This window comes from Paenibacillus agricola (genome assembly GCF_011440305.1).
In the GTDB taxonomy this organism is placed as follows: Bacteria; Bacillota; Bacilli; order Paenibacillales; family NBRC-103111; genus Paenibacillus_S; species Paenibacillus_S agricola.
Genome location: NZ_JAAOIW010000004.1, coordinates 689,006 through 715,265 on the forward strand (window position 1 = coordinate 689,006; position 26,260 = coordinate 715,265).

26 protein-coding genes are annotated in these 26,260 nt (G+C 44.9%); 2 read left to right on the forward strand and 24 right to left on the reverse strand.

Going from position 1 to position 26,260, the window contains the following annotated elements; genetic code table 11:
* The first annotated feature begins 172 nt into the window (after positions 1-172).
* Positions 173-1,114, forward strand: a complete 942-nt coding sequence (locus G9U52_RS14645; RefSeq protein WP_166150644.1) for an aldo/keto reductase family protein — start codon at positions 173-175, stop codon at positions 1,112-1,114.
* A 138-nt stretch (positions 1,115-1,252) separates the two neighbouring features.
* On the opposite strand, the gene G9U52_RS14650 is transcribed toward G9U52_RS14645, so the two are convergent.
* Both G9U52_RS14650 and G9U52_RS14655 read right to left on the reverse strand, forming a co-directional pair.
* The gene (locus G9U52_RS14650) at positions 1,253-1,621 is read right to left on the reverse strand and encodes a hypothetical protein (protein WP_166150645.1); all 369 of its coding nucleotides are present in this window, start codon (positions 1,619-1,621) and stop codon (positions 1,253-1,255) included.
* 60 nt (positions 1,622-1,681) lie between these two features.
* Entirely contained in the window at positions 1,682-1,855 is a 174-nt protein-coding gene (locus tag G9U52_RS14655; RefSeq protein ID WP_166150646.1) for a hypothetical protein, read from the reverse strand.
* 375 nt (positions 1,856-2,230) lie between these two features.
* Here G9U52_RS14655 and mgrA point away from each other — a divergent pair, with 375 nt between their 5' ends.
* Complete coding sequence (mgrA, locus tag G9U52_RS14660) at positions 2,231-3,220, forward strand: L-glyceraldehyde 3-phosphate reductase (protein WP_166150648.1); 990 nt, start codon at positions 2,231-2,233, stop codon at positions 3,218-3,220.
* 218 nt (positions 3,221-3,438) lie between these two features.
* On the opposite strand, the gene fabF is transcribed toward mgrA, so the two are convergent.
* The 22 genes from fabF to G9U52_RS14770 all read right to left on the reverse strand — a co-directional run bounded on the left by fabF (position 3,439) and on the right by G9U52_RS14770 (position 26,033).
* Positions 3,439-4,677, reverse strand: a complete 1,239-nt coding sequence (gene fabF, locus G9U52_RS14665; RefSeq protein ID WP_166150650.1) for a beta-ketoacyl-ACP synthase II — start codon at positions 4,675-4,677, stop codon at positions 3,439-3,441.
* Positions 4,674-5,705 (reverse strand): ketoacyl-ACP synthase III, encoded by a 1,032-nt coding sequence (locus G9U52_RS14670; protein WP_166150652.1) that lies wholly within the window; start codon positions 5,703-5,705, stop codon positions 4,674-4,676. The genes fabF and G9U52_RS14670 overlap by 4 nt, the downstream gene beginning before the upstream one ends.
* Before the next feature lie 307 nt (positions 5,706-6,012).
* Positions 6,013-7,026 carry an NADH:flavin oxidoreductase/NADH oxidase gene (locus tag G9U52_RS14675; protein ID WP_166150654.1) on the reverse strand — a complete coding sequence of 338 codons (1,014 nt, stop codon included), beginning with the start codon at positions 7,024-7,026 and terminating at the stop codon, positions 6,013-6,015.
* A gap of 38 nt (positions 7,027-7,064) precedes the next feature.
* A complete protein-coding gene (locus tag G9U52_RS14680; RefSeq protein ID WP_207952962.1) occupies positions 7,065-8,234 on the reverse strand; it encodes a M20 family metallopeptidase in 1,170 nt (389 codons plus the stop codon).
* Positions 8,235-8,245: 11 nt separating this feature from the next.
* On the reverse strand, positions 8,246-10,213 hold the full coding sequence (locus G9U52_RS14685) for a S9 family peptidase (RefSeq protein ID WP_166150656.1): 1,968 nt from the start codon (positions 10,211-10,213) through the stop codon (positions 8,246-8,248).
* A 21-nt stretch (positions 10,214-10,234) separates the two neighbouring features.
* Positions 10,235-11,236 carry an ABC transporter ATP-binding protein gene (locus tag G9U52_RS14690; protein WP_166150658.1) on the reverse strand — a complete coding sequence of 334 codons (1,002 nt, stop codon included), beginning with the start codon at positions 11,234-11,236 and terminating at the stop codon, positions 10,235-10,237.
* Positions 11,236-12,228: an ABC transporter ATP-binding protein gene (locus G9U52_RS41365; protein ID WP_166150660.1), complete on the reverse strand. Its 993-nt coding sequence runs from the start codon at positions 12,226-12,228 to the stop codon at positions 11,236-11,238. The genes G9U52_RS14690 and G9U52_RS41365 overlap by 1 nt, the downstream gene beginning before the upstream one ends.
* Before the next feature lie 3 nt (positions 12,229-12,231).
* Positions 12,232-13,077 (reverse strand): polysaccharide deacetylase family protein, encoded by an 846-nt coding sequence (locus G9U52_RS14700; RefSeq protein ID WP_166150662.1) that lies wholly within the window; start codon positions 13,075-13,077, stop codon positions 12,232-12,234.
* Positions 13,078-13,092: 15 nt separating this feature from the next.
* Positions 13,093-13,878: an SDR family NAD(P)-dependent oxidoreductase gene (locus G9U52_RS14705; RefSeq protein WP_207952963.1), complete on the reverse strand. Its 786-nt coding sequence runs from the start codon at positions 13,876-13,878 to the stop codon at positions 13,093-13,095.
* Between the two features lie 12 nt (positions 13,879-13,890).
* The gene (locus tag G9U52_RS14710) at positions 13,891-14,790 is read right to left on the reverse strand and encodes an ABC transporter permease (RefSeq protein ID WP_166150664.1); all 900 of its coding nucleotides are present in this window, start codon (positions 14,788-14,790) and stop codon (positions 13,891-13,893) included.
* Positions 14,787-15,716, reverse strand: a complete 930-nt coding sequence (locus G9U52_RS14715; protein WP_166150666.1) for an ABC transporter permease — start codon at positions 15,714-15,716, stop codon at positions 14,787-14,789. The genes G9U52_RS14710 and G9U52_RS14715 overlap by 4 nt, the downstream gene beginning before the upstream one ends.
* A gap of 10 nt (positions 15,717-15,726) precedes the next feature.
* Positions 15,727-17,277: an ABC transporter substrate-binding protein gene (locus G9U52_RS14720; protein ID WP_166150668.1), complete on the reverse strand. Its 1,551-nt coding sequence runs from the start codon at positions 17,275-17,277 to the stop codon at positions 15,727-15,729.
* 96 nt (positions 17,278-17,373) lie between these two features.
* Positions 17,374-17,760, reverse strand: a complete 387-nt coding sequence (locus G9U52_RS14725) for a RidA family protein (RefSeq protein WP_166150819.1) — start codon at positions 17,758-17,760, stop codon at positions 17,374-17,376.
* Complete coding sequence (locus tag G9U52_RS41370; protein WP_311764865.1) at positions 17,757-18,431, reverse strand: helix-turn-helix transcriptional regulator; 675 nt, start codon at positions 18,429-18,431, stop codon at positions 17,757-17,759. Before G9U52_RS41370 ends, G9U52_RS14725 begins: the two co-directional genes overlap by 4 nt.
* Positions 18,432-19,655, reverse strand: coding sequence for a threonine synthase (locus G9U52_RS14735; protein WP_166150671.1), 1,224 nt, complete (start codon positions 19,653-19,655; stop codon positions 18,432-18,434).
* 196 nt (positions 19,656-19,851) lie between these two features.
* Positions 19,852-20,883 (reverse strand): YeiH family protein, encoded by a 1,032-nt coding sequence (locus tag G9U52_RS14740; protein WP_207952965.1) that lies wholly within the window; start codon positions 20,881-20,883, stop codon positions 19,852-19,854.
* A gap of 163 nt (positions 20,884-21,046) precedes the next feature.
* Positions 21,047-21,331: a hypothetical protein gene (locus G9U52_RS14745; protein ID WP_166150673.1), complete on the reverse strand. Its 285-nt coding sequence runs from the start codon at positions 21,329-21,331 to the stop codon at positions 21,047-21,049.
* Positions 21,332-21,597: 266 nt separating this feature from the next.
* On the reverse strand, positions 21,598-21,873 hold the full coding sequence (locus tag G9U52_RS14750; RefSeq protein WP_311764866.1) for a YciI family protein: 276 nt from the start codon (positions 21,871-21,873) through the stop codon (positions 21,598-21,600).
* Positions 21,874-21,888: 15 nt separating this feature from the next.
* Positions 21,889-22,863 carry a peptide-methionine (S)-S-oxide reductase MsrA gene (gene msrA, locus G9U52_RS14755; protein WP_166150677.1) on the reverse strand — a complete coding sequence of 325 codons (975 nt, stop codon included), beginning with the start codon at positions 22,861-22,863 and terminating at the stop codon, positions 21,889-21,891.
* Positions 22,864-22,939: 76 nt separating this feature from the next.
* A complete protein-coding gene (locus G9U52_RS14760; RefSeq protein ID WP_166150679.1) occupies positions 22,940-23,875 on the reverse strand; it encodes a polyprenyl synthetase family protein in 936 nt (311 codons plus the stop codon).
* A complete protein-coding gene (locus G9U52_RS14765) occupies positions 23,875-24,522 on the reverse strand; it encodes a response regulator transcription factor (protein ID WP_166150681.1) in 648 nt (215 codons plus the stop codon). Before G9U52_RS14765 ends, G9U52_RS14760 begins: the two co-directional genes overlap by 1 nt.
* Positions 24,519-26,033 (reverse strand): sensor histidine kinase, encoded by a 1,515-nt coding sequence (locus tag G9U52_RS14770; protein ID WP_207952966.1) that lies wholly within the window; start codon positions 26,031-26,033, stop codon positions 24,519-24,521. Before G9U52_RS14770 ends, G9U52_RS14765 begins: the two co-directional genes overlap by 4 nt.
* Between the last annotated feature and the right edge of the window lie 227 nt (positions 26,034-26,260).

Sequence of the window (26,260 nt, forward strand, 5' to 3'; positions counted from 1 at the left end):
ATAAATCGTTAAAATATAAGGAGTGACCCATTTCTTATTAACTCACCTATAGGTAATTTAGGTACATACTGGTAACTAACATAGTAATTAGTTAGTACTTACCAATTTACGGATATTTCAACTATAATAGCAAGGTACTCACAAATTCTCATGAAATCTGGAGGCTCAAACCATGAAGTATCGCAATCTCGGCAATAGCGGCTTAAAGGTAAGCGAGATTAGCTTAGGTAGCTGGATGACCTACGGCGGCTATGTAGAAAACGATAAGTCGGTTCAATCGATCGAAAAAGCTTATGATCTGGGCGTTAATTTTTTCGATACAGCTAATGTATATGAAAAAGGCGAAGCCGAGAAAGTAATGGGCAAAACCTTAAGCGCTTATTCCCGTGATTCCTATGTGCTGGCTACCAAGGTATATGGCAACATGGGGGATGGCCCGAATGATAAAGGCTTGTCTCGCAAACATATTTTCGAGCAATGCCACGCCAGCTTAAAGCGGCTTGGTGTTGATTATGTGGATGTCTATTATTGCCACCGTTTCGACCCAAATACCCCACTTGAAGAAACGATTCGTGCACTTGATGACCTGGTTACACAAGGTAAAGTGCTTTATGTAGGTGTCAGTGAATGGACGGCGGCACAAATGGTTGAGGCGCTTTCCATTGCCGATAAATATTTGCTTGACCGCATTATTGTCAACCAACCTGTCTATAACATGTTTAACCGTTATATCGAAAAAGAAATCATTCCGATGGGCACAGCCAAAGGAATCGGACAAGTTGTATTCTCACCGCTTGCCCAAGGCGTGCTAACTGGTAAATACCGAAAAGGCGAGGATGTACCTGCTGACAGCCGCGCAGCAAGCAAAAGCTGGGGCGAAAAGCAGCTAAAGGACAGCCAACTGGCCAAGGTCGACCTGCTTGTTGGTGTTGCCAAGGAATTGGACATCCAAGTGTCACAATTGGCCTTGGCTTGGATTCTTCGCGAGCCTAATGTAGCAAGCGCGCTTATCGGCGCGAGCCGCCCGGAGCAGGTTAGTGAAAACTGCGCAGCCTCAGGGCTAGAGCTTGCCCCAGAAGTGCTTGCCGCTGTCGAAGCCATTTTGGATATTTAAACAGCCGCCACCCTTCAATACCGAGCTGCTGGGTTGCATTTCTTTTAACAAAAAGAGGCTGTCCCCTAGTCATTTATGACTTTTGGGATCAGCCCTTTTCTATCTCGCGTTTGTGCTGTAATTCGAATTCGGTGCTACCTAGTTCTTCCGAATCTTGGCTTTTCTTCGCTGGGAGAGCCGGCTTTGTCTCATTGATTTGCGTAGGCTTGCCGTTACAGCCTGGGCTCCACCGAAGGAATTTAGCATTCTAAACATCGGTCCCATTTGCTGGAATAGCTTGAACATCTGCTGCGCTTTTCCCATCATGGAGAGCATGCCGTCAATACCGCCAATGCCATTCAGAAATGAGAAACCTTGATTGGCAGCGGGAGCTGCCTGTGCCACGGCGGCTGATTCAACATCGTCGTCTGGGGCATATAATCCTTTGACCTCCGTTGTTTTCAAATAAGGTTTAATCGTTTCAGGTGTTCTCTTCCTCGTGCTTCTTACTCTTCTGGTACGCTTCATACAGATCCCTTTCCTTCCCCGTATGATACTCGTTTGTACGATACTGTATGTAGCTGCCCCTTATTTGGGAACATCGATCCAGCCCAAATTAATCGAAAAATAAAACATAAAGGTCACCAGAAAACCGATGATTAGAAAAGTTACACCTAACGTCACCTTGCGTTGGAAAAAGAACACGAAAGCAAGACTAAAGCAAGAACCCATACCTAATAAATACAACATAAATACCAGCATGAAACGAACGTCTCCTTTTATATAAAAATTAATGTTTGAGATAAGTTTCGACAAACTATACTTTAGCATTTTTTCAGCAATAAATCGAATCCCAAAAAGCCGATCCCAACGCTCAGGAATTTAGCTTACTCCTGGGTCACTTACCTTTATGAAACTTAGGGAGTCTATGATCAGTACTTTTAATGCGCCATATAATTCCTTATACTAGAGTGGCAAGAAGTGTGGTGAATAACTGCTGCTGCATGGTCGGGATGTTCCTCCGATTGCTGTTGTTCATGGATTGGCTACTACTTATTCCACCGCACTTCTGATAAACAAAAAAATTTAGCGGATGCCTACAATTGTAAGCATTAAGCGATAATCCAGGAGGTAATTATGACTTACCAAGCTAACGACGAACGTTATAGTGGAATGAAATACAACAAAACCGGCAAGTCCGGACTTCAATTACCGGCGATTTCTTTGGGGCTTTGGCATAATTTTGGCGGTGTCGATACGTATGAGAACGGCAAAGCGATGCTGCGGACCGCATTTGATTTGGGCATCAACCATTTTGATCTGGCGAACAACTATGGACCACCGCCAGGATCTGCCGAGGAAATGTTCGGCCAAATGATGAAAACCGACCTCGCACCCTACCGGGATGAATTGATCATCTCTTCAAAAGCCGGCTATCGCATGTGGCCAGGACCTTACGGTGAATGGGGCAGCAAAAAGTATTTGGTCGCCAGCCTCGACCAAAGCCTAAAACGGATGGGGCTCGATTATGTCGATATTTTTTACTCCCACCGGTTTGATCCCCATACTCCTCTGGAAGAAACGATGGGCGCACTTGACCAAATCGTCCGCCAAGGGAAAGCCCTCTATGTCGGTATCTCCAGCTATACAGCCGAGCAATCCGAAGAAGCGATTACGATCCTGAAGCAAATGGGCACGCCTATGCTGATCCATCAGCCAAGCTACTCGATGCTGAATCGTTGGGTAGAGAATGGCTTGCAGGATGTGCTAGACAAGCATGGCGCAGGCAGCATTGCCTTCTGCCCACTTGCCCAAGGCTTACTGACCAGCAAATATTTGAAGGGCATCCCTGCTGAATCAAGAGCTGCTAAAGAAACGGGTGCGCTCAAGGAAGATTCAGTTACTGAAGAGAAGGTCGCTAAAGTTCGCTTATTGAACGGCATTGCCGAGCAGCGCGGACAAAGCCTTGCGCAGATGTCGCTCGCTTGGGTGCTCCGTGGCGGACGTGTTACTTCTGCATTAATCGGTGCAAGTCGTCCAAGCCAAATTGTTGAGAATGTTGCTGCGTTATCAAATCTGGACTTTAGTCCAGAGGAGCTAGCCAGCATCGATGAAATCTTGAAATAACGACGCAAAAAACCTTCATTCCACGTTAAGTGGATTGAAGGTTTTTTGTACTCTGGCTCCCTTACAGACCGATCCTAAATTTGGAGTTGACCTTTTGCTTGCCTATTGCTGGATTATTCAAATAAACGGCAGCCTACCGGAAAGTTGCGGTAGCTTCGCTCATTCACATCTCCGGCTTTGCCCAGGTTGACGCCATTTTCCTGTAAAATGTCTTACCATTAATTCGCCTTGCGGAATACAATTACGGCATTATGCCCGCCAAAGCCGAAGCCATTGGACAGCACAGTTTGCAGATCACTGGCCTCAGCCACATTCGGCACATAGTCCAGATCACATTCCGGATCCGGTATGTCATAGTTGATTGTTGGTGGCAAGATGCCTTCCACCAGCGCTTTAACGGCAATAACGGCCTCCAGCCCTCCTGCCGCTCCGAACAGATGGCCGGTCGCTGATTTGGTTGCACTCACCTTCAGCTTGTAGGCATGCGAGCCAAAAACCTGCTTGATTGCGTTCGTCTCTGAACGGTCGCCCAGTGGCGTTCCAGTTGCATGGGCATTGATATAATCGACCTGCTCTGGCGCTAAGCCAGCATCCAAGAGCGCTGCATGCATCGCCCGAACGGCTCCCATCCCTAACGGATCGGGCGCTGTCATATGATAAGCATCGGCAGATTGGCCGTACCCGACGATCTCCGCATAAATGCGGGCTCCTCTATTTACAGCATGCTCCCATTCCTCCAGCACCACAATACCGGCACCCTCGGACATCACGAATCCGTCACGGTTCGCTTCAAAAGGACGGCTGGCCTTCTGCGGCTCAGCGTTATTCGTTGACATGGCTTTCATATTGCAGAATCCGCCAAAGGAAAGCTCATTCAGCGGTGATTCCGCTCCGCCTGCAATCATCACATCAGCCGCTCCACTGCGGATTAGATGGAACGATTCCCCGATGGCATTGTTGCCGGAAGCACATGCATTAACAGGTGTCGTATTGGGTCCCTTCGCACCGATTTGGATCGATAGCTGGGCAGACCCCATATTCGCGATCATCATCGGAATCAGGAACGGGCTGATCCGCTTAGGGCTTCTTTCGAGCATCGTCTTATGGTTATCGAGCAGTGTTTGAATACCACCAATCCCAGTCCCAATACTAACCCCTACCCGATCGGCATTGGATTCATTAATAACGAGCTTAGCATCCTCCAAGGCCATCTTGCCCGCAGCAGCAGAAAATTGCACAAAGCGGTCCATATGGCGAATTTCTTTGCTGTCAAAAAAATCCTCCGGGGCAAAATCGGTAACAATACCAGCAATTTGTGTTGGAAAAATCGAAGGATCAAACCCTTCAATACGCGAAATACCTGATTCGCCTTTAATAAGCCGCTCCCAAAAGATATCAACCTGGGAGCCCAGTGGTGAAATGACGCTTAATCCGGTTACAGCAACACGTTTATTCATCTTGAATCCTCCTCATAGGGATAGGGTGGTTGAAGCTCTGGGTCAAGCCGCCAGTTAAGCAGCATCCCAGCTTGGACAAGCCCGGCTCCAAAGCCATAAATAAGTACCTTATGTCCATCTTGTAGCTTCCCGGTGCGAATGCCAACGTCAAGAGCAAGCGGAATCGATGCAGCGGATGTGTTTCCGAAATATTCCAAGCTGTATAACACCCGCTCCAAGGAAAGCCCGCTCCGCTCACAAATCGGCTCGATCATTCGTAGATTGGCACTATGGGGAACGAACCAGTCCACATCAGCGATCGCAAGTTCGCTCTTGCTCAGTAATTCCTTAATGCCTTCCGGCACATTGCGGACAGCCCAGCGAAAGACCTCTTTGCCGTTTTGCACCAGCATACCGCTATTGGCGAGCTTTTCTCCATTCAACGTTTCAGATAAGCCCGACCTGTACACGTGGATGCCGCCCTTGCCTTCCGTTCCTTGATGGTAAGCGATAAAGCTGGATTGCTCGCTATCCGCTTCAACCAGCACGACACCGGCTCCGTCACCGAATAAAATACAAGTTGAGCGATCCGTGTAGTCCGTAATTTTCGAGATCGTATCTGCTCCGAACACAAGAACCTTACGGTGCAAGCCCGAGGCTACCATCCCTTGCGCCACATGCAGGGCATAAGCGAACCCGGCACAAGCGGCGCTCAAATCAATCGCACCCGTCGAGCCAGAAATACCTAGCTTATCCTGCAGCAGGGCAGCTACACTAGGAAAGGAGAAATCGGGTGTACTCGTCGCAACCAGGATCAAATCGACATCGTCTAAGCGTTTGCCATACCTCTGGATTAAATCTAACGCGGCAGATGCACATAAGTCACTTGTATATTGGTCAGGCGCACTGATACGGCGTTCCCGAATGCCGGTTCTCTGTACAATCCATTCATCATTGGTGTCTACCAGCTTTTCCAAATCATCATTCGTCAGCCTTTTCTTCGGTACATAGGTGCCAATGGCAGTTATACGTGCTTGGGTAAGCTCCATAAGTTAAGCCTCTCCTTAGTGATCTAGTATTAGTACCTGATACTAATCTATTTTAGCATAAAGACTTCCAAAAAGAAAGCTACAGCTTTAATCCCCTATTAAAACCATCCGTAAGATAGACAGTGGAAAAAAACTTGGTTCTCCCGATGAAATTGGACGTTGCTTTATTGTGCAACTCCTACAATAGAGGTTGCCGAGGCCTTATTCGTCAAAAAATCCTTATGGTCTATTAGGACCATAAGGATTTTTCCGATAGCTTATTATTTGCTCAAATACGTGCCACTACTGCACAATCATAAAGAGACTATTATTCGTATCCCAAATTATAGACGCCAGGCAACACATGATCCTGCTTCAGCACAATAGCTGCTTCCTTCACCCAATAAGGGCTTCGCAGCAAGCCTTTTCCGATACAGACCATATCCGTTTGCCCATTACGAACCGCAGCCTCGGCCACCTTGGGATCATCCAAAGAGCCTACAGACATGACCGTCACACCGAGCTTTTTCTTCAACGCTTCCGCATAATTCAAGCGAAAAGCAGGGTACGCTTGCGGCCTCAATGGAACATTCCCGCCTGTGCTGACATCAAAAACATCGACACCGTGGGACTTGAAAGCTTCACACATCTCAGCTAACTCCTCAAACGTATATCCGTCTTCATGATACTCAACGGCAGATACCCTGCAGATCAAAGGCATGCCAGCAGGGAGCTTGGACTTCACCTCGGCAATGACCTCCAATGGAAATTTAGCTCGATCTCCATACGCATCCGTCCGTTTATTACTTAATGGAGACATGAACTGATGGAGCAAATAACCATGGGCTGCATGGAGCTCTATACAATCAAAGCCAGCCTTAACCGCCAATTCAGCGGATCTCCCGAATTTGGTAACCAGCTCTTTGATTTCTTCCTGCAATAATTCGCGAGGAATTGGGCTTTTATCACTAAAGGAGACTGCCGATGGAGCTACAATATCCGAGCCGGAAATCGTCGATTTACGTCCCGCATGGGAAATCTGTAACCCAACCTTTGCTCCATGTCGATGACACTCCTCAACAATACGCTGCAAAGCTTCTATCTGCGCTTCATCATAAATACCGAGACATTCCTCTGTGATTCTTCCCTTAGGCTCGACGTCTGTCATTTCTAGAAGAATGAGCCCCGTTCCGCCAATTGCTCTTGACACATAATGAATGAGGTGCCAATTTTCGGCCACTCCCTGCTGATTGCTTGCTTGATACTGGCACATCGGCGACATTACGACTCTATTTTTTAATTGAAGACTTCCTATTTGAATCGGATCCAAAATCCCTGGCATATTTATTCTCCCTCTTGCTCTTGCTCCCTATCAGAAGGTCATTTGCATTGTTCCCACATTAAATGCGCTAATAGCGCACAGCGCTTCGCAATTTGCTCAATTTCCACATATTCGTGTAAGGCATGAGCACCGTCTCCGACTGCTCCCAGACCATCAAGAGTTGGCACTCCCAGCGCCGCTGTGAAATTCCCATCACTTGCCCCACCTGTACTAGCCTCTTTCAAGGAAAAACCAAGCTGTTGCGCCAAGCCTTTTGCACTTGTATAGAGCTCCTCGCTATATTTCCGTTCCATCGGTGGCCTTAGCACTCCGCCTTGAACTTGAAGGGTCGTTCCCTTGAGCTTCGGCTGCATATTTCTAACCGCGTGAACGAGACGCTCCATTTCGCTAATCGTTTGCACACGCAGCTCAAATTCAGCCTTTGCATGATCACAAACCACATTGACAGCAGAACCACCCGAGGCGATGCCTACATTGACGGTTGAGTCCTTCGAATAATCAGTCAACCCTTGAAGATAAATAATTTGATACGCTAATTCTTCGAGTGCATTGATGCCCTTGCGATGATCGATCCCGGAATGAGAAGAGACACCCTGAACATCGAGAGTAAACCGAGCTACCCCTTTACGTTCCGTTTTCAAGGCACCACTAGCTCCCAATGCAGGCTCAAGCACAAACACCGCATCGCTTTTTAGCGCCTCCTTCTCGATCCATTCCCTCGATGATCGACTGCCCATTTCTTCGTCTGAATTAATGAAGAAAACAATGTTTTTGGCAAGCTTATGCTGCTTTACCAATGCGCTAATCGCATATATGGCTTGGATAAGCCCGCATTTCATATCAAATACACCCGGACCGTATGCCCTTTGGGCATCTTTACTGAAGGGTCTATGTGCAGTTTCCCCTGCCGGCCATACCGTATCGACATGCCCCAAAACAAGGATCTGCCTAATTGCAGTTTCCGATTCAGTTTCAGTCCCAGTTACTGTCCCTATTCCCAAATGAAGCTTCACCTGATCACCAAATCGAGCTTGGCTAATCCGCTCAACCACCCCACCTGTCAGCTCTTGGAAGCGTCGAATCACGAACTCCATAGCTTGATCAACCAATGCCTTATCCTTGGTAGGCGATTCCATATTCACTAAGAGCTCCAGATCAGCAAGCATCTGCTCTTGATGCTCCCTAGCATACTCCAAAAACTTGCTCATCTTTGTACCCCCTATATATGTGCTTCCAGCCATTCCGCAATGGCCTTTAAACGAGCCACTCGCTGCTTTGGCCTTCCAGAGATAGACATGCCATGCGAGGAAGCTGGAAAACGTAAAAACTCCACCTTTTTCCCAAGCCTTTTCAATACCGTAAACCACTGCTCCGATTGCTCAATGGGACACCGATGATCCTGTTCACCATGAATCAATAGGACAGGTGTGGTTACCTGCTGCGCATAACGAATAGGCGAGCGCTCCATAATAAGCGCCTCATCCTTCCACAAATCGACTCCACCTAACTCCACTATATTAATGCTGAATCCCAAATCGCTGTTGCTGATTTTACTATAGAGATTACATATCGATCTCTCCGAAATCGCCGCCCGGAATCTATGGTCATGGCCGATCAGCCAATTCACGAGAAACCCTCCATAGCTGCCTCCCATTACAAAAAGAGGTACTTCGCCACTCTTCTCTTGCTTCTCTTGCTTTTCTTGCTTTTCTTGCTTTTCTAACTGAACATGCTCCAAAAAGCCAATAACATCCGAAACATCCTTGACGCCCCATTCGCCTATAATGGCACTTGAGAAAGCCTGGCCATAGCCCGAGCTACCTCTAGGATTACAGGTAATAACCTCGTAGCCCTGGCTGCACAGAAACCAGAAGTCATAATAAAAGGTATCCCCATAAGCCAGATGGGGGCCACCATGGATGATAAGGACAGAACCCTTGGTTGGCTCCCCAATTGCACTGAGAGCCCATCCTTGTATAGGTAACCCGTCAGCGGACATATACGTATAATCTTCAACCTTAATCGAGGGACCTTGTTTGATCAGCTCGTCATTATCATGCGTGATTTGCCGCCACTGGGCAGGCTCTTGATAATTCCAGACCAGCTGAAACAATTCCGCTGGCTGGTGGAAGGAATCTGCCATACAAACGATGGAGCACAGGGAATCGTCACATTGCACCACATCAAAGGAAACCACATTGAAAGCAAAGGGAATTTCCGAAATTTCATGAGTAAGCGCATCCGCAGTAAACAGCCGCTGCTTTCCTTGCAACGTGGCAGCGAATACAAATTTTCTTGCTTTGCTTTGGAAGCTTATCGGACTATTTAACCCCGTACGCCGGGCATCGCTTATCAAATGATAACCGATCGAAAGGTCGGCCTCCCAAGGAAACCATTGAGCCGCTTGCCCCTCTTGCACAAGAAACAATTGGTCAAAATCTACACTGTTTTCATTATTCCGTTTACCTACTCCAAACAATGACCCGTTCTTATCAGGGATTAGCTCTACAATGGATTTGGCACCGGGTTTCCATACCAACTTCGTATTCGTTAAATAATCGAGTACATGAATTTCGGGGTCTTTGACAAAATCGTCTCCGCTTGGGTAGTCGACTACATAGGCGAGACTATTCCCATCGTTGCAAAAGACCACGCAGCCATGATCCGATTCAAACGTCGTGGCTTGGGTAACCGCGGTCGATTCGAGATCTACTGTGAAAATTTGATTATAGCCAGGCGTCATACCTTCGCCGTCTAATTTATAGCGCAACCGCTGAACGGAATAACAGACGTCGTTGATTTCCTGCACCCTGCTTATAAAAGCGATTCGCTTGTCATTTGTACTCCAAACGAAGCCTTTCACCTTGATGCCAGGCGTTAAGCATTGCTCGGTTTGCTGCTTGAAATCATACAACCATAATTCATCGGCACCCCGAACATTACGCAAAAAGGCAACCTTACTTCCGTCATTCGACCATTTGGGACTATGCTCCACACTAGAACTATCGCTTATGAATGGAATTTCCTTGGCGGATTCCGTATGGACAAGAATCAATTGAGAAGGGTACTTGTCCATCTCTGTATCCATCTTGGCTTTCGAATAAATGATTAATTCCGAACAATACGGATGAATCGCAGGGGACCCTAGCAATGTGAGTCTAGTCAAGTCAATCGGATTCAATTTCATTATCATCATTCTCCCTGTAGATCAAGTCAGTGGAGCAAAATGGCAGGAGACCCAATGAGCAGGCTCAATTTCTCTCCATTGCGGTTCTTCCACCTTGCATCTTTCTTGCGCATATGGGCATCGGGTGTGAAAATGACAGCCTGATGGAGGATTCATCGGACTTGGTAAATCTCCCTCCAAGGTTATCTTTTCCCGAGTGCGCTGTATTCTCGGATTTGGTGTTGGAATAGCGTTGATCAACGCTTGTGTATACGGGTGCAAAGGATTCGAGAAAATACTCTTCTTATCACCAAGCTCGACTAATTTGCCTAGATACATCACGCCTACCCGATCACAAATATGGCGGACTACCGATAATCCGTGAGAAATAAACAGATAAGATAGGTCCAGCTCCTTTTGTAATTGGCTAAATAAATTGACGATTTGCGATTGCACCGATACATCAAGTGCAGAAACCGGCTCATCACATACAATAAATTGAGGGCGTAAAGCAATAGCTCTGGCGATCACTATTCTCTGCCTTTGGCCTCCAGAAAACTCATGGGGCATTTTATCAAAGCTGCTCTCCAACAAACCGACCATTTCGAGCAGACGCTTAACCTCTTGATACTCCCTGCCAGGATGAAGGCCATGGATTTTAAACGGCTCAGCTAATATATCCTTCACCCGCATGCGTCCATTAAGCGAAGAATACGGATCTTGGAATACGATCTGCATATCCTTTCTCAGCTCACGAAGCGCATCGCCTTGCAAATGGGTGATTTCATTCCCTTTAAAAAACACTTTGCCGGATGTGATCGAGTCCAATTTCAAAACCGCACGTCCAGCTGTTGACTTTCCGCATCCGCTCTCACCCACAAGACCTAACGCTTTACCTGCATGCAAGTCAAAGCTAATGCCATCCACAGCCTTGATAGGGTTGTGCTTCCTGAACAAGCTAAAGGGCTGATTGTAATATTTTTTGAGATTCTCTACCACCAATAAAGGAGATGCTACAGCATCCTCCGTCGTTGAATCAACCATCAGCCTTCCCCCTTTTGTAACGGATTCCAGCATGCCACAGAATGGTCGGGGCCTATTAATTTCAAGGCAGGGTCTTCATGGATACAGGCATCCGTTGCATATAGACATCGCGCTTGAAATGAGCAGCCGATCGGTAAGCTTTTCAAGTCGGGGACACTTCCTGGAATGGATTGAAGCTCTCCATCCTCATCGCCTATCATACTGGGGATGCTATTCAATAGCCCTACCGTATATGGATGGGTTGGATGATCGAATAATTCCTCTACAGGGGCTATCTCGACAATTTTACCCGCATACATAACAGCTACCCTATCGGCTAGGTCAGCAATAACCCCCATATCATGGGTGATTAACAAAATCGACGTTTGGAACGAATCCCTGATATTTCTTAAAAGCTTCAGCATCTGTGCCTGAATCGTAACATCCAGTGCCGTCGTAGGCTCATCAGCAATAATAACCTTGGGTCCACAAGCAAGCGCAGTCGCGATCATAACACGCTGCCGCATGCCTCCTGAGAGCTCGTACGGAAACTGGTGAAACCGTGCTTGGGGTTCAGGGATACCGACTGCATTCAATAATTCGATCACTCGGTTATACCGCTCCTTGCGTGATAAATCCATATGAATGAGCAAGGTTTCCTCAATTTGTCGGCCGATCGGAATTAATGGATTTAGAGCTGTCATCGGCTCTTGGAATATCATGGATACTTCCTTGCCACGTATTTCCCGCATTTTTGACTCCGATAGCCCTTTTAATGATCTACCGTTGACCCGAATATCGCCTTCGACAATTTTAGCATTTTTGGGCAATAGCTTCATCGAGGAAAGAGCCGTTAAGCTTTTACCACAGCCGCTTTCCCCAACAAGACCAAGAATCTCGCCTTGCTTTAACTGGAAATTAACGCCTCGAAGTGCCGTCACATCTCCGCTTAATTGCTCAAAGGCAATTACAAGGTTCTGTATATCGAGTACAACATGATCAGTATCCTGCACGGTCTAGTTCACCCCTATCGTCTCACGGAATTGATCAGGATAATGGGAACGATGATAGGCAGCGACTTCTTCGCATGTCGCCCACCACACGTCAGAATCCCTTTGAAGAAACAATATTAATTGTTCTAGCTCCATTAGGCGTGAGGCCCTACCCGAAATCCACGGATGCATCGTTGTCAGAAACAGCCCGCCATAACGTTTCATTCCCTCAAATTCCTGTTTCCAGGCATCCATAACTACAGCAGGATTCTGCGGTGGGTAGCTACCCGGTCCACCACCCGTATAACGGAAGAAGATCGCATCGTCCAACAACCACTGGACAGGGATTTCTGGTAAATCATCAACCCAGTAAGGATGGTCATATCCCATCATAGAGCTGTCGTATATAATATTGTGCTCGCGGAGAACCTCAAAGGTTTCCAATGTCATTTCCCAAGATGGGGAACGATATCCGAACGTTTTTTTTCCGAGCAACCGTTCAAAAATTTCCTTGCTTTTAGTAAAGGTCTCCTCGACCTCCGTTTTGGTCAATTGATCCACCCGTTCGTGCAGATAGCCATGCAGTCCGATTTCATGGCCGTGCTTGGCCACCTGCTCTACGGCTTGTGGATATTTCTCGGCTATTACGCCTGGAATAAAAAAAGTGGCCCGCACTTCGTATTTTTTAAGTATATCGAGAATGCGATAAATCCCTTGGCGCGGTCCAAAACGCCTTTGTTCCCATTCACCAAGCATGTTGGAGGGCGTGTTGCGTGTTCTCCATAGATAGGGGGATTCCCCATCAAAATCAAAACTAAGTGATACTGCACATTTTTTTCCTTGGGGCCATTGATAGATCAGGTTTTCCATCGTGTCCGATCATCCTTATTTGGTTGATTTGAAAGTTCCCGCTGTTTTCCCGCCGTCTACAAATAATGTAGTTCCTGTAATGAACGAGGCTTGCTCCGAACATAAGTACAAGATCGCCTGAGGTGCATCATTGGGTCCGGAGGTTCGGCCCATTGGAATGCTTGAGACCATATTTTCGACATAATCATCCCCAAGATGGCTTACCACGCTCCCCGGTGCAAAACCTGGTCCTACGGTATTTACCCGAATTTGGTACGGGGCTAGCTCTAACGAATAAGCTCTCGTTAGCATGGATAAAGCCGCTTTGGTTGTGGAATAATGACCGCCACCCACTTGGACGTTAAGCGAGGCACCAGAGCCTATATTAATGATCGAGCCTTTTATTTCATCCTTGATCATCAGCTTGGCGAATTGTTGCGTCAGCAGGAACGGCGCCGAAACATTCAAAGCCATAACTTTGTCCCATTCTTCCAAAGGCATGTCGAGTAGAGTTTGCCTATGATACGTACCCGCATTGTTAATTAAAATATCCGGTGCTGACCATTCCTTCTCCACAAGACTTACTAGCTCCTTGATGGATTCCGGGTCAAGCAGATTGGTTGGATGCAGGAGCAGCTCACAGCCCTTCAACAAAGGATCAGCAGCTAATGCATGCAGTTCCTGCTCCCTAACATCTGTTAAGCAGAGGATTGCACCCTCCTTGGCAAATGCCTGTGCGATCCAGGTGCCAAAAATTCCTGCCGCTCCAGTAATGATAACTTTTTTTCCTGCAAATCGTTGAGTTGAATTCAAGTTATTCATCCCTTCTCACCTTTATCTTAATTTGCTCTTTGGATCAAGCGCATCCCTCGCATAGTCCCCTAGCATATTAATCGAGATCACGACTAGGAAGATACAAATCCCCGGAAACGTAGCAAGTCCCCAGGCTTGAGTAAGAAATTGCTGGCCCTCCTGAAGCATGGAGCCCCAGCTTGCATTGGGAGGCTGAACACCTAGACCAATAAAGGATAATGACGCTTCATAAACAATCATTAGCCCCACTTCAATCGTAGCGATAACGACCAAAGATGGTAGGACTTCCGGTATAATATGACGCAGAATCAGTCTTCCTGAGCGAGCTCCCAGTGCTACTGAGGCCTTCACGGAATCCTGGTTTACCGTTGCCAACGTCTTCCCTTGTGCCACCCTTGCATATCGGGGCCAACGCGAAATACTGAGTACAATAATCAGATTGAGCAAGCTTGGACCGAGCACCGCCACTGTAATAATGGCAAGCAGCAGGAAGGGGATAGAAAGAATAATATCAGCTACACGCATGATGATCGTTCCAACAATATTTCTATAGAAACCAGAAATAACCCCCAGCAAACCCCCAATAATCCCGGAAATCAGGACAGCAGTAACAGAGACGGATAACGATACTCTAGCTCCATACAGCAGCCGACTAAATACATCTCTGCCTAGCCCGTCCGTTCCTAATAAATAGATAGACCCATTTGCTCCTATAAATCCGCTCGGCTTTAAACGAATCGACAAATCCGTTAAATTCGGGGGATGGTTGGCAAACATACCTGGAAAGAGAGCGACACAAACAAATAACACAAGCATGATGGAGAAAGGCAGAAGCTGAATCCAGCTTTTTTTCCAAACCGGGATTTTTTTCACCTCTGTAGAAATGGGCAGCATTTGAATTGCTTCAGATTTAGTTGTCATGACGATGCTTCTCTCCCAAATTTAATTCTAGGATCAACCCATACATACAGGAGGTCTGTAAGCAAATTAATAAGAATATAAATGGATGACCCCAAGAAAACGATAGCCTGAACCACGGGAAAATCCCTCGCGTTAATCGCTTGAATCGTCAATTGGCCCAATCCCGGCCATGCAAAGATCGTTTCTGTAATAACCGCGCCGCCTAGTAAATTGGCCGTTTCCATACCTATGATCGTCAAGATAGGTATGGCTGCGTTCCTCATGATATGCCGACTGAGTAACCTTGGGACAGCCACACCTTTGGAATGGGCCGTTCTCACATAATCTTGGCCCAATTGATCCAAGATACTCGACCGGGCCATCCTCGCAATCGTTGCAACCGAAAGTGAGGCCAATGTGATAGCAGGCAATACAAGAGAGGTGAGGTCATCGGCTCCCGATGAGGGGAACCAATGGACTTGAACACTCAGAAACATGATTAGTAAAATACCTGTCCAGAAGGCCGGCATACTCTGGCCTATGAGGACAACAGGCATTAGTAATTTCTCTATCCACGTTCCTCTATAGATCGCTGTAAGCATACCAATAAGTATGCCGACAACGACGGAAAGGAACAAAGCAGCCGTAGCAAGATCCACTGTATACGGAAAGCGATCCATAATAATATGGACTACAGGCTGATTCTGGATGTAGGAATAACCTAAGTTACCTTGGAATAAATTTGTGATGAATTCCAGATACTGTACACCTACAGGTCGATCCAATCCAAGAGCATGCCGCAATACCTCAATATCTTCAAGCGTTGAATTTTGCGGAACCATAAGCTGGACGGGATCACCGGTTAATCGTAGGACAAAGAATATAATGGTGGAAACACCCAGCAATGAGACGATAGCTTGCAGAAGCCTTTGTCCTACGTAAATCATGTTAGCTCACCTACTTTATCCATTTCATATCCTTAAGCAAGAAGCTCTCTTGTGCATCTGGCTGCCATTGCAGCTTTTTCGAAGCTCCATAAATGGCTTTGGTCTGGTACAATCCAATTCCTGGTACATCCTCATTCAATACTTCAAGAGCTTTCTTGTACAAAGCCGTACGTTCGTCAACATTGGTTGTCGCTCTAGCCGCATCTACTGCTTGGTCAAAAACAGGGTTGGAATAGCTGTTCCAAATCGTTCCTGTGCGGAACAACGGATAAATCGTCCCATCTGCATCCATGCAAGAGCAAGACCATATTCCAAAGCGAATGCTTCCCCATTTATGTGCAGGGTCTTGAACCTTTTTCAAATAAGTGGCCTGGTCGGTGCTAGCAATCGTTATTTTAATGCCCACTTTCTCTAAATCGCCTTGAATCGACTGTACAATCCGTTGGTCATATGCCGGGGATGTGTCGAAAACCAGAGTTACTCCATCTGGATAACCAGCTTCCTTTAATAAGGCTTTGGATTTCTCAGGATCATATTTGTAGCCTTTAATGCTTTTGTCATAACCAAACGAAAATGGAGTTAACACTTGAGTAACACTTTCTCCATAACCGTGAAGCAACGAGCTAATCATAGCATCGTAGTTAATCCCATAAGCAATCGCTTGATTGACCTTGGACGACTTTGTCGGGGAATCTCCCAAAACGTTAAATCCCAAGTAAGCAACACGTTCTGTCAAAGTGCTAAGAACCTGTGAGTCCGCATTGGCCTTAATGGTTTCCACATCATCAGGGCTAACAGCAAGAATCACATCGGCTTTGCCCGATTGAAGATCCGCAACACGACTCGCTGGTGTCGGAACAAAACGGAATTCAGCGCCAGCAAGATTCGGCTTTCCGCCCCAATAGGTGTCATTGGCTGTAAGCGAAACACGTATACCTTTCGTCCATTCCGTGAATTTGTAAGCTCCGCTACCTACTGGCTGTAAATTAAACTGCTCATCGCCCTTTTCTTTTACATATTTCATCGGAACGATACTCAGATTAACCAATTGGGTCAAGAGGGTAGGGCTCGGCTCCTTAGTCAAAATAACTACACTATTACCGGAGGCTTTCGCAGAAGTAATCATGCTGAAATTGGCAAGCTGGGGACTGCGAAAATCTTTGTTTAAAATACGTTCAATACTGAAAACCACATCTTCGGCGGTCAGCTTTTCCCCATTATGGAAGACAATATTCTCGCGAATTTTGAATGTCCAGCTTGTAGGTGAATCAGCTTTCCACGATTCAGCCACACCTGGTTTGATTTCCAAGGTTTTGGGATCTCTGGTTAGTAAACTATCGAATATATTCCTATAGACCGCATAGCTGTCTGTATTGTACTGCAAGCCGGGGTCAAGCGTAGAAGGCTCAGTACCTAAATCTACCACAAGCTTATGGCTTTCTGTAGCCGTTGTACTTTCCTCTGCAGCTTTTTTGTTGGCCACACTGCATCCCGAAATTGCAATTGCCAGTGCCAAGCAGCTAATAACAAATACCGGTCTCCAAAACATGTTTCTCTTCATACTACTAGGCCTCCTTTGATATATTGCATCTGTATTGCCATCTATATTAGCCGGAGACGACCTCCTTATGAAAATCGCCTCGAACCATATATTCACCTATATATTCCCTATGTAAGCAACGACTTCTATCTCTATAAGGACATCCTTGGGAAGACGACTAACCTCTACTGTTGAACGTGCAGGTCGATGGTCACCCAGGAAATTCCCGTATATCTCATTAACTGTAGCAAATTGATTCATATCTGTAACGAATATGGTTGTTTTTACTATGCGGTCTAGCGTAAGGCTCTCTTTATCCAAAATGGCCTTGATGTTATTCATAACCTGTTTTGTTTGTACAACAATATCCTTTTCTACAACTTCATTGGTTGCTGGATTTACAGGAATTTGTCCCGAAAGGAACAAAAATGTCCCTGCTTTTACGGCTTGCGAATAAGGTCCAATGGCCTGTGGAGCATTTTCTGTATATACAGTTTTCATTATACGGTCCTCGTCCCTTCATCTAGGTGATATTCATTGTGGGTGCGAATTTTTTGAAGATAATTATAAACCGTAAACTTAGACACCCCTAACACGATAGCAAGATACTCTGTTGAGCCTTTAATTAGAAAGGCGCCTTTTTCTTCTAGTATTCTTACACTCTCGATCTTCTCCTCCATCGTCATTAAGGAAGGGGATTTCTTAAACCCTTGCAGGACCTGGTCAACCATTCCTTCGATAACGTCGTGCACGGAGCTATAGAAGCTTTCCGACTTTTTTTGGCTATCGTCAAACGTAATGAAATCTTCCATTTCTCCTTCGAGCTGCAGCATTAAACTAATATCGTAATTCATGCACAAGGCACCAATGACGACATCATGGTTATCCCGCAAAAAAACAGTTGAGGATTTCATAATATTTCCTTTTTTTGATTGCGTTTTATAATTAGGCATATCCTGAATTTGCGTTGGGGGCTTCCTAAGCTCCTGTAACACAAGGTCTGTAATCGGAGAACCAATTTCCCTATCTGTAATTTTACCGGCTATGTGGATTAGCGATTTCTCCAGGTTACTGAAATCGTGTATAGCCACTTCACAGCGCGAACCAAACATTTTCACAAGCATATCTGCTGTCCGTTTGGCAAACTCAAATATATGTGCATGGTTTTTATCCACTTACAGCCTCATTTCCTTCCTGATGGTATCCCCCGGTTGTAAGACAGGAACCTCAACACGAACGGTTTCGGGATATTTAATACCCGCTCCTGTATTTAAGGCTATTACCGTTTCTCCATCTTTAATCCATCCGCTTTCACGTAACCGTCGGGCAGCAACAAAGGTCGCCGCTCCTTCTGGACATATAAAGGCACCTTCCATGGTAGCGATTTTCTCCAGTTCCTTGAGAATCGATTCATCATCAATCGCAATGGCACAGCCCTCTGTTTTATATATAGCTTCCAGCACCAGGAAATCACCAAGCGCTTTCGGCACATTAATGCCAAAGGCAATCGTGGAGGAATCTGCCCAGAATTCAGAAATAGCCTTCTTTTCTTCCCAAGCTTTTACAATGGGTGCACATCCCTCGGCTTGGACGGCCACTAATCTCGGAAGCGTTCCTTCGACCCAGCCCAGCTCCTGCAATTCAATCAAGGCTTTGTAAATCCCAATAATTCCTACACCGCCCCCAGTAGGATATAAAATAACATCCGGCATCTTCCATCCCATCTGTTCAGCGATTTCCAAGCCCATTGTTTTCTTTCCTTCAATCCGATAAGGCTCTTTCAAGGTGGAAGCGTCATAGAGCTCGAAGTCCTTGACGACTTGTCCAACAATTTTTCCGGCATCACTGATCAAACCATCAACCAGATAAAGATTTGCACCTGAGATTGCGCACTCATTCCTAGTAATTTTAGGTGCATCCACGGGCATAACGATGCTGGATTGGATATTGGCTCTTGCTGCATAAAGCGCCCAAGCGGCTCCAGCATTACCGTTAGTTGGCATGGCCAATTCCTTGACTCCCAGCTCTTTAGCTTTGGAAACTCCTACAGCCGCTCCACGGGCTTTAAACGTTCCCGTGGGGATAATCCCCTCATCCTTCATATACAAGTTACGAATCGCCATGTCTTCACCAATCGTAGACATCGCAATTAAAGGCGTCATTCCTTCACCCAATGAAACTACATTTTCTTGGCTTTCTACAGGGAGCAATTCATGGTATCTCCAAAGGCTTGCTTCCCTTCTCAACAAATCATCAGGCTTAAGTACTTTTTTTAATCCATCCAAGTCGTATTTAACTAATAACGGGGAACCACAAAGACATAACTGATGCCGCTCTTTCACATGATAGGTTAGCTCACATTTCGGACAATAAAGATGAGATATGTAACTGAATTTCATCAAAATACAACCTCCTTCTATTTGATTTCATATTAATTGAAGTTTATGCAATTTGCAATATTTTTTTAATAATTAAAATTTTTTAATAAGATCAATCTAAAAAAAGGGGGTAAGCTTAAGTTTCGACAATAATTTACTATTAATTGTTACATACTGACATATTTATCGCTCTATTATTTCTTTTTTTTCAAATTAATTACAATATTACATCTCCTGTTATAAAAAGTATCAAGAGACTAACCAATGCAACAACAATCCAGACAATAAGGCCTAATAAGATCGGTTTAATTCCCGTTTTTAACATCTTTCTGAAATTAGCACTTAATCCAATTCCAGTTAATGCCATAATAATCAGGAATTTGGCTATCAATCCAAGATAATAGACAGTAGTCTCCCCAAATAAACCTAATGTGTTAAATAAAGCCGCGACCAAAAACCATAAAATAAACCATGGAAATATTTTAAGTAGGCTGTATGCAGACTCTTCGCCTTCAACCTTGGTGCTTGCTTCCCTCTTCTTGCGGATGCCAACATAAGCAGCAATAACAAATGTAATGGGTATAATAAGCGTCGCACGCGCCAATTTCACAATAATGGCATAATCCCCGGCAGCATTGCTGTACAAATACCCGGCGGCTACGACAGAGGAAGTATCGTTTATCGCCGTTCCAGCCCATATCCCAAAGGCTTTATCCGACAACCCTAACCAATGCCCTACTGACGGAAATAACAATACGGCAAAAATATTGAACAAAAAAATAGTCGAAACTGCATACGCAATCTCAACCTCCTCAGCTTCAATGACTGGGGAAACCGCAGCAATAGCAGATCCTCCACATATTCCCGTCCCTACTCCAATCAGTACTTTCAGTCGACCCGGTATCTTTAATATGCGCCCGAAGAAATAAGTTGCGGCGAAAGCAAACAGTAAACTAATGAGCATCACGCCTAATGATTCCATACCTGTTTCCCATACCTTGGAAAGACTTAAGCCACATCCAAGAGCAATAATCGCCCATTGCAGTATTTTTTTGGAGCTGAACTGTACGCCATTCAACGTATTTTTGGGCTTACCCCAAATATTATTAATCATAATGCCTAGGGTGATGCCAAAAACCGGTCCCCCAATTAAAGGGAATAATGAGCCCAGCCATGTAGAAATGAAAGCAATCAGTAATACGAATAAAAGCCCTGGAGTAAATTTCTGTAACCAAATCACTGTCGTCATTATCTGATCTCCTCTTACGATAATAAAATTAGACCCGCCGCGGGGAATATTCTATCTATAGTAAGAGACTCCCAAGATTTAGACAAATATGAATAATTGATAGAAGCTATCAGGGAAAATGATACTTGAGAAATGGAGTTCAACTTAAATAACTATGTGTTAACTATGAATTAGCCTTGGCATTAACAAGCTTGTAGTAATAAATAGCAGCTGCGGCCATACCGACGAACAGAATCAAATTCGTATCTGCAGCCGCAGAAAGGATACCAGAAACAGTAATTATAGCTAGAGGTATGATCATTTGTTTGAGGGTGGATGGCTTTTTTCTGTCCCAAAAAGTTAAGGCATCGACCAATTCGCCATTATCTATTAACTCCGCTTCACAAGCTTCGCAATTATAATTGACTGAAGCTTGTTTTCTGCCACATTGGGAACATTTATTGTCCATGTAAGTCCACCACTCTCGGGTTATTCATTTCTTAGTAATCATATCGGAATATTTTTAAATTGTCAATTACTAGTTGAGAATCAACCTTCCTTTTGATCAAATTTGGCCGTATTTCTTGTCAACAGCAAAGCAAAAAAGACGTAACAGGATTGTCGCTGTGAGCGTCCCATCCTGTTACGTCTTTTGCCTACCGTGACCTACCGCTAAAAGCTAGTGCCTTATCCCGAAGGTCATACCTCTTTTCTTCAAGTAGAGTTTTCAATTTCTCACGCTCTCATTACAAGCTCCCACTCATGGATTTCGTAGCCGCGTGCTTCCATGGCCACAAAAGGGTCTTGTTTAACTTTTGCCAACACGTCATCCATAGACTCTGCTATATAAATAACAAGCCCTCCAGATCCATCAACAAAACGCCCATTAGCAAAGATCCAGCCTTCATTCCTGCCCTTTTCCAAAAACTCCAAATGCAAGGGACGATACTGCTGGCTTCTCTCCACACTAATAACAGGTAAAAACACGGCAAAATATTTCAATTTAACCACTCCATTTATATCAATTTATTTAAACAAGCTCAGGTAGGCACCATAGCCTTCTTGATCCAGCTGTTCTTTGGGTATAAACCTCAGCGCGGCAGAGTTAATGCAATAACGCAGCCCAGTTGGTCCAGGTCCATCATTAAAAACATGGCCCAAATGTGAATCCGCTTCACGGCTACGCACTTCCGTACGGATCATAAAGTGCTTGTAATCCGGTTTATCCTTCACATTAGCCGGGATAAGCGGCTTTGTAAAGCTGGGCCAGCCGCAGCTCGAATCAAATTTGTCCAGCGAGCTGAACAAAGGCTCCCCAGATACAATATCCACATAAACGCCCTCGCGGTGGTCATCCCAAAATTCGTTTTGGAACGGAGGCTCTGTGCCACTGTTTTGTGTAACTTCGTATTGGATTGGCGTTAGCCTTTGCTTCAGCTTTTGCTTATCCTCCTCTGTGTTCCAGTGCTGCTCAATAAAGGCATCCCTGCCTGAGCCTTTACGGTAGCTTTTGTAGCGTAATGGATGTGTATGATGATAGCCTTGATGGTAGTCCTCCGCCTCATAAAAAACAGTGGCTGGTACGATGGGAGTAGCAATCGGCCTAGTGAATCGCCCACTTTGCTCCAATGCTTGCTTCGAAGCTTCAGCTAGCTGCTTTTGCTCATCTGTGTGGTAAAAGATCGATGTCCGGTAAGAGTTGCCGCGGTCATGGAACTGTCCACCTCCATCGGTGGGGTCAATCTGTTGCCAGAAGATGTCCAATAATTTCTTATAGGGAAATACATCGGGATCAAAAGTAATTTGTACGGCTTCGGCATGCCCCGTAGTCTCCGAGCAAACCTGCTCATAGGTTGGGTTCTCAGTATGTCCACCCGTATAGCCGGAAACAACCTTAATAATGCCTGGCAATTCCTCGAATGGTGAAACCATACACCAGAAGCAGCCACCTGCGAATGTAGCAAGTTCTTGGCGCCCTGCTTGTTTATTGTTATCGTTCATAATATTTCCCTCCGTTCAAGTTTGGATAAATGTTGGCATTACCTCTATCATAGCAAGAAACGGTCCACTCTCCAAATTATACGGCTTTCCTTGCGAAAGTCGTTTCTTTAAATTGTTCTTTCCATGGCGAGATGCCAGGCAGACTAATAAATCCAGCTTCAGCTTGGTCGATATATAGCGATTGGATAATACGGCTATACTCAATACAACCGGAATCCTCGATATATTGAATACATGCTTTTTTTCGGCTTATAAACGAATCTTCTGTAATTATACCTTCATAAAACTGGTGGACGTATGGAAAAGCGGGCTCGGGCTCCATCAACAAAAACAGGATCGGCAAAGTCCGCTTTTTTTGCAGTAAATCATTTTTTTCATCAATACGCTGCACATCACGAATATCGTTTTCCATTTGCGATATCATGCCAATAAGCTCGGCGAGCTCATTCATCGCAGCAACGGTCTGCTTGTCCAAATTAGGAACCAACGCATATCCCATCAAACAGGCAAACCGGATCAAGGAGCCTGATTTTTTCTGGATCATCGCTAAGTAATCGCCCTCCGTGCTTATCGTTCCATTTAAGTCGATCTGCTGGCCATTAATGGATTGCGATAATAACGCCCCCAATTCTTTCATTAACGACGGGCTGCCTGGTGGGAGCTGCTCCTGAATATCCCCCATCTCTGCCATAAAAGCAAATAAAAAAGCAAGGATACCATTCAACGTATAGGCTGGCGAGCATACCACCCAAGGCTTAAGCTTGTTATCTCCATCCTGTAGATCGTCAATAATATCAAACGCTAACATGACCATTTCCGCCATCGCTTCGCTTAAATCAATCGCCGGGGAATTCCCGCCCAACATATAATGGGTGTATCTTGTAATTGTAGACCATTTGGAGCCTTCGACTGCCTTATCCTTAATAAATGTTTTCAGTAAGGCATTCAAATCCTTCTCCACCACATACTTATCAACGATATTGTACATGTTTCGAACAACTTTTGGCTCCATTATAGGTCCTCCCTTATATCTGAATAGTATTTGCTTTTAACAAAAGCTTCTAGTGCCTCCACTCTCGTTTTCACACCAAGCTTTCCATATATTCGTCTCTGATAATTGTCGACTGATCGCTTGCTGATATGGATCTGTGTGGCGATTTGCTCCAAGGTTGCCCCTTTAATAATAAGTGACATAATCAGCACTTCTTCCTCTGTCAGCTCCGAGGTTTGCGTTGATAACCCCTTTCCCTTCAAGGCTTGCAGCACCGGCCGTGGCATGACTATATAATTCTCAAGGATACAGCCAATCACATGCTGAATGGTAATATGCCTTGTTCCTTTGGAAATAACAGCACTTACCTGGAGCTCCAAAAAAACATCCGTTAAAGCCGATACATCTACGCCTGTAAAAATGACAATATGAATTTCTGGATAAATGGCTTTGATCTGTGCGGCAACATCGGTACCGACCCGGTCAGGAAGCTGATAATCCAGAAAAACCAAATCTGGGTGATGCTGCTCTACCAGCTCTAAGCACTTCTGCCCATTAGAAGCTATGTCGATTACTTCAATGCCCTCAATTTGTTCCAACAATTGCTTAGTAGCTTGAGCCATTAAAGGGTGGTCATCCGCCACTATTGCCTTCACTACTTCCCTCATGCTGATAATCCTTCTTTCATTGGAATAGAAACGTTTAATTTCATACCTTTACCTTTGCTTGTTATTAGTTCATATTTTCCATTTAATGATAAAATGCGACTTTTTATTTGCTCGATACCGGTTCCCGATGAACCTATTTCTTTGACCAGCGCCAAGTTTGTTTCAAAGCCTATACCGTCATCTAAGTAAGACAATTGGAGATTATTGCTGCGATCCGTAAGCTGAATCTGTACCACATTGGCCGCTGAATGCTTCTTGGCATTATTAATCAATTCTTGTACCATACGAAAAACATGGCGTTTGGTCTCCAAATCTCTCAGCTCGATAACATTCAAGCAGGTTGCATCAAAATTAATTTCAAAAGGAGCGATAGCTGCTTCCAACTCAACCAATTGTTCAATGGTTCGCACCAAACCAATCTCTTTAATCAAATAAGGATGAAGCTCAAAGCAGCTTTGTCGCAGGTTGCTGTTAATAATATCGATATAATCAATAATGCTAAACATCTGGGTTTGATCAGGTTTAGTGAAGGCATATTTCTCTAGCAGTAAATGCAGCCTTTCTTTTAAGAAAAACAAATCCTGCATCGTCGTATCGTGAAGGTCGGTCGCTATGCGGACACGCTCCTTTTCCTGAAGTTCGAACATCAGCTTACGGAACCAAATAAAGTCGTTGCCTGCCTGCTCATTCGGAATTTGTGAAGCCAATTCTTCTAGCTTCATAGTCAGCTTGCGGATCAAATGCACATTTTCCAGGCTTACAGCCAAATACGTGGTAATCAATTGCAGCCATTGCTTTTCTTCTGCCCCAAGAAGCGCTGTAGTTTTTTTCTCTGTCAGCACAAAATAGCTGGTGTATTCTTCCTGCCGGTTAATTTCATAGAAGGATAAGAAAGGATGCAACCCCTCTTCCGAGCCTAAATATCTTTCAACCTCATTAACATCGATGCTTCCCTCACTAATAATCTCTATTGAATCCTTATACTTAAAGGCAATTGCCACACCATATATCTGCAAAGTATTGACAATATCAACAAGCACGATTTCCTTGTATTCTCGAAGGCTAGTAATAGTACCGAGGTTTTTGGCTATATTCTTCAGAGCTGATTGCAAATAATATTTACGAGGGAAAATAATCGGCTCTAGCTTAGCAAACATATTTTCGAGTGAATAAAATACTAAGGTAAGGATCGCTACAAACAAAATGAATAATACCAATAATCGCTCGATCGGAGCCTCTGTAGAAACAAAGACTTTGACTATACCAACAAATAGTCCACTTGGTATAACAGCAATCAATGAGGTGAGCAAAATCCGACGTAACACCAGATCAATATCGTACAGCTTTGTAGTTACTACGAGATAGGCCAATGTAACTGGGAAAAAGAACACAAAAATCCCTGCGTAAAGCGAATTCACCCATGCAGATCCATAAATTAGGCTGGGCAAGAAGGAGAAACATACAACGGGCAGGAATGAAATAATTAATGACACCCAAACCGTTTTAATCATCGTGGGTATGTAGGTCGATTCCTTGCGATATTTAAAGTAAAGCTTAGTTAATATATATACACTCAATCCAAAACCAAATATAAAGTAAATTATACAAAACCACTAGCGTTGCATAAAACCGATCCATACTAGTAGTCGGAATATTCTGAACAACAGTTTGACTCCGTTTGCCAAAAAGTGGATCTCCTCTAAGAGGTAGCCTGCCCATTTGGTATATTATGTAATAT

Excerpts from the sequence above, each read along its gene's own strand:
- G9U52_RS14645 (WP_166150644.1), top strand. The coding sequence starts at position 173 with ATGAAGTATCGCAATCTCGGCAATAGCGGCTTAAAGGTAAGCGAGATT.
- G9U52_RS14650 (WP_166150645.1), bottom strand. The coding sequence starts at position 1,621 with ATGAAGCGTACCAGAAGAGTAAGAAGCACGAGGAAGAGAACACCTGAA.
- G9U52_RS14655 (WP_166150646.1), bottom strand. The coding sequence starts at position 1,855 with ATGCTGGTATTTATGTTGTATTTATTAGGTATGGGTTCTTGCTTTAGT.
- mgrA (WP_166150648.1), top strand. The coding sequence starts at position 2,231 with ATGACTTACCAAGCTAACGACGAACGTTATAGTGGAATGAAATACAAC.
- fabF (WP_166150650.1), bottom strand. The coding sequence starts at position 4,677 with ATGAATAAACGTGTTGCTGTAACCGGATTAAGCGTCATTTCACCACTG.
- G9U52_RS14670 (WP_166150652.1), bottom strand. The coding sequence starts at position 5,705 with ATGGAGCTTACCCAAGCACGTATAACTGCCATTGGCACCTATGTACCG.
- G9U52_RS14675 (WP_166150654.1), bottom strand. The coding sequence starts at position 7,026 with ATGCCAGGGATTTTGGATCCGATTCAAATAGGAAGTCTTCAATTAAAA.
- G9U52_RS14680 (WP_207952962.1), bottom strand. The coding sequence starts at position 8,234 with ATGAGCAAGTTTTTGGAGTATGCTAGGGAGCATCAAGAGCAGATGCTT.
- G9U52_RS14685 (WP_166150656.1), bottom strand. The coding sequence starts at position 10,213 with ATGAAATTGAATCCGATTGACTTGACTAGACTCACATTGCTAGGGTCC.
- G9U52_RS14690 (WP_166150658.1), bottom strand. The coding sequence starts at position 11,236 with ATGGTTGATTCAACGACGGAGGATGCTGTAGCATCTCCTTTATTGGTG.
- G9U52_RS14700 (WP_166150662.1), bottom strand. The coding sequence starts at position 13,077 with ATGGAAAACCTGATCTATCAATGGCCCCAAGGAAAAAAATGTGCAGTA.
- G9U52_RS14705 (WP_207952963.1), bottom strand. The coding sequence starts at position 13,878 with ATGAATAACTTGAATTCAACTCAACGATTTGCAGGAAAAAAAGTTATC.
- G9U52_RS14710 (WP_166150664.1), bottom strand. The coding sequence starts at position 14,790 with ATGACAACTAAATCTGAAGCAATTCAAATGCTGCCCATTTCTACAGAG.
- G9U52_RS14715 (WP_166150666.1), bottom strand. The coding sequence starts at position 15,716 with ATGATTTACGTAGGACAAAGGCTTCTGCAAGCTATCGTCTCATTGCTG.
- G9U52_RS14720 (WP_166150668.1), bottom strand. The coding sequence starts at position 17,277 with ATGAAGAGAAACATGTTTTGGAGACCGGTATTTGTTATTAGCTGCTTG.
- G9U52_RS14735 (WP_166150671.1), bottom strand. The coding sequence starts at position 19,655 with ATGAAATTCAGTTACATATCTCATCTTTATTGTCCGAAATGTGAGCTA.
- G9U52_RS14740 (WP_207952965.1), bottom strand. The coding sequence starts at position 20,883 with ATGACGACAGTGATTTGGTTACAGAAATTTACTCCAGGGCTTTTATTC.
- G9U52_RS14745 (WP_166150673.1), bottom strand. The coding sequence starts at position 21,331 with ATGGACAATAAATGTTCCCAATGTGGCAGAAAACAAGCTTCAGTCAAT.
- msrA (WP_166150677.1), bottom strand. The coding sequence starts at position 22,863 with ATGAACGATAACAATAAACAAGCAGGGCGCCAAGAACTTGCTACATTC.
- G9U52_RS14760 (WP_166150679.1), bottom strand. The coding sequence starts at position 23,875 with ATGGAGCCAAAAGTTGTTCGAAACATGTACAATATCGTTGATAAGTAT.
- G9U52_RS14765 (WP_166150681.1), bottom strand. The coding sequence starts at position 24,522 with ATGAGGGAAGTAGTGAAGGCAATAGTGGCGGATGACCACCCTTTAATG.
- G9U52_RS14770 (WP_207952966.1), bottom strand. The coding sequence starts at position 26,033 with ATGATTAAAACGGTTTGGGTGTCATTAATTATTTCATTCCTGCCCGTT.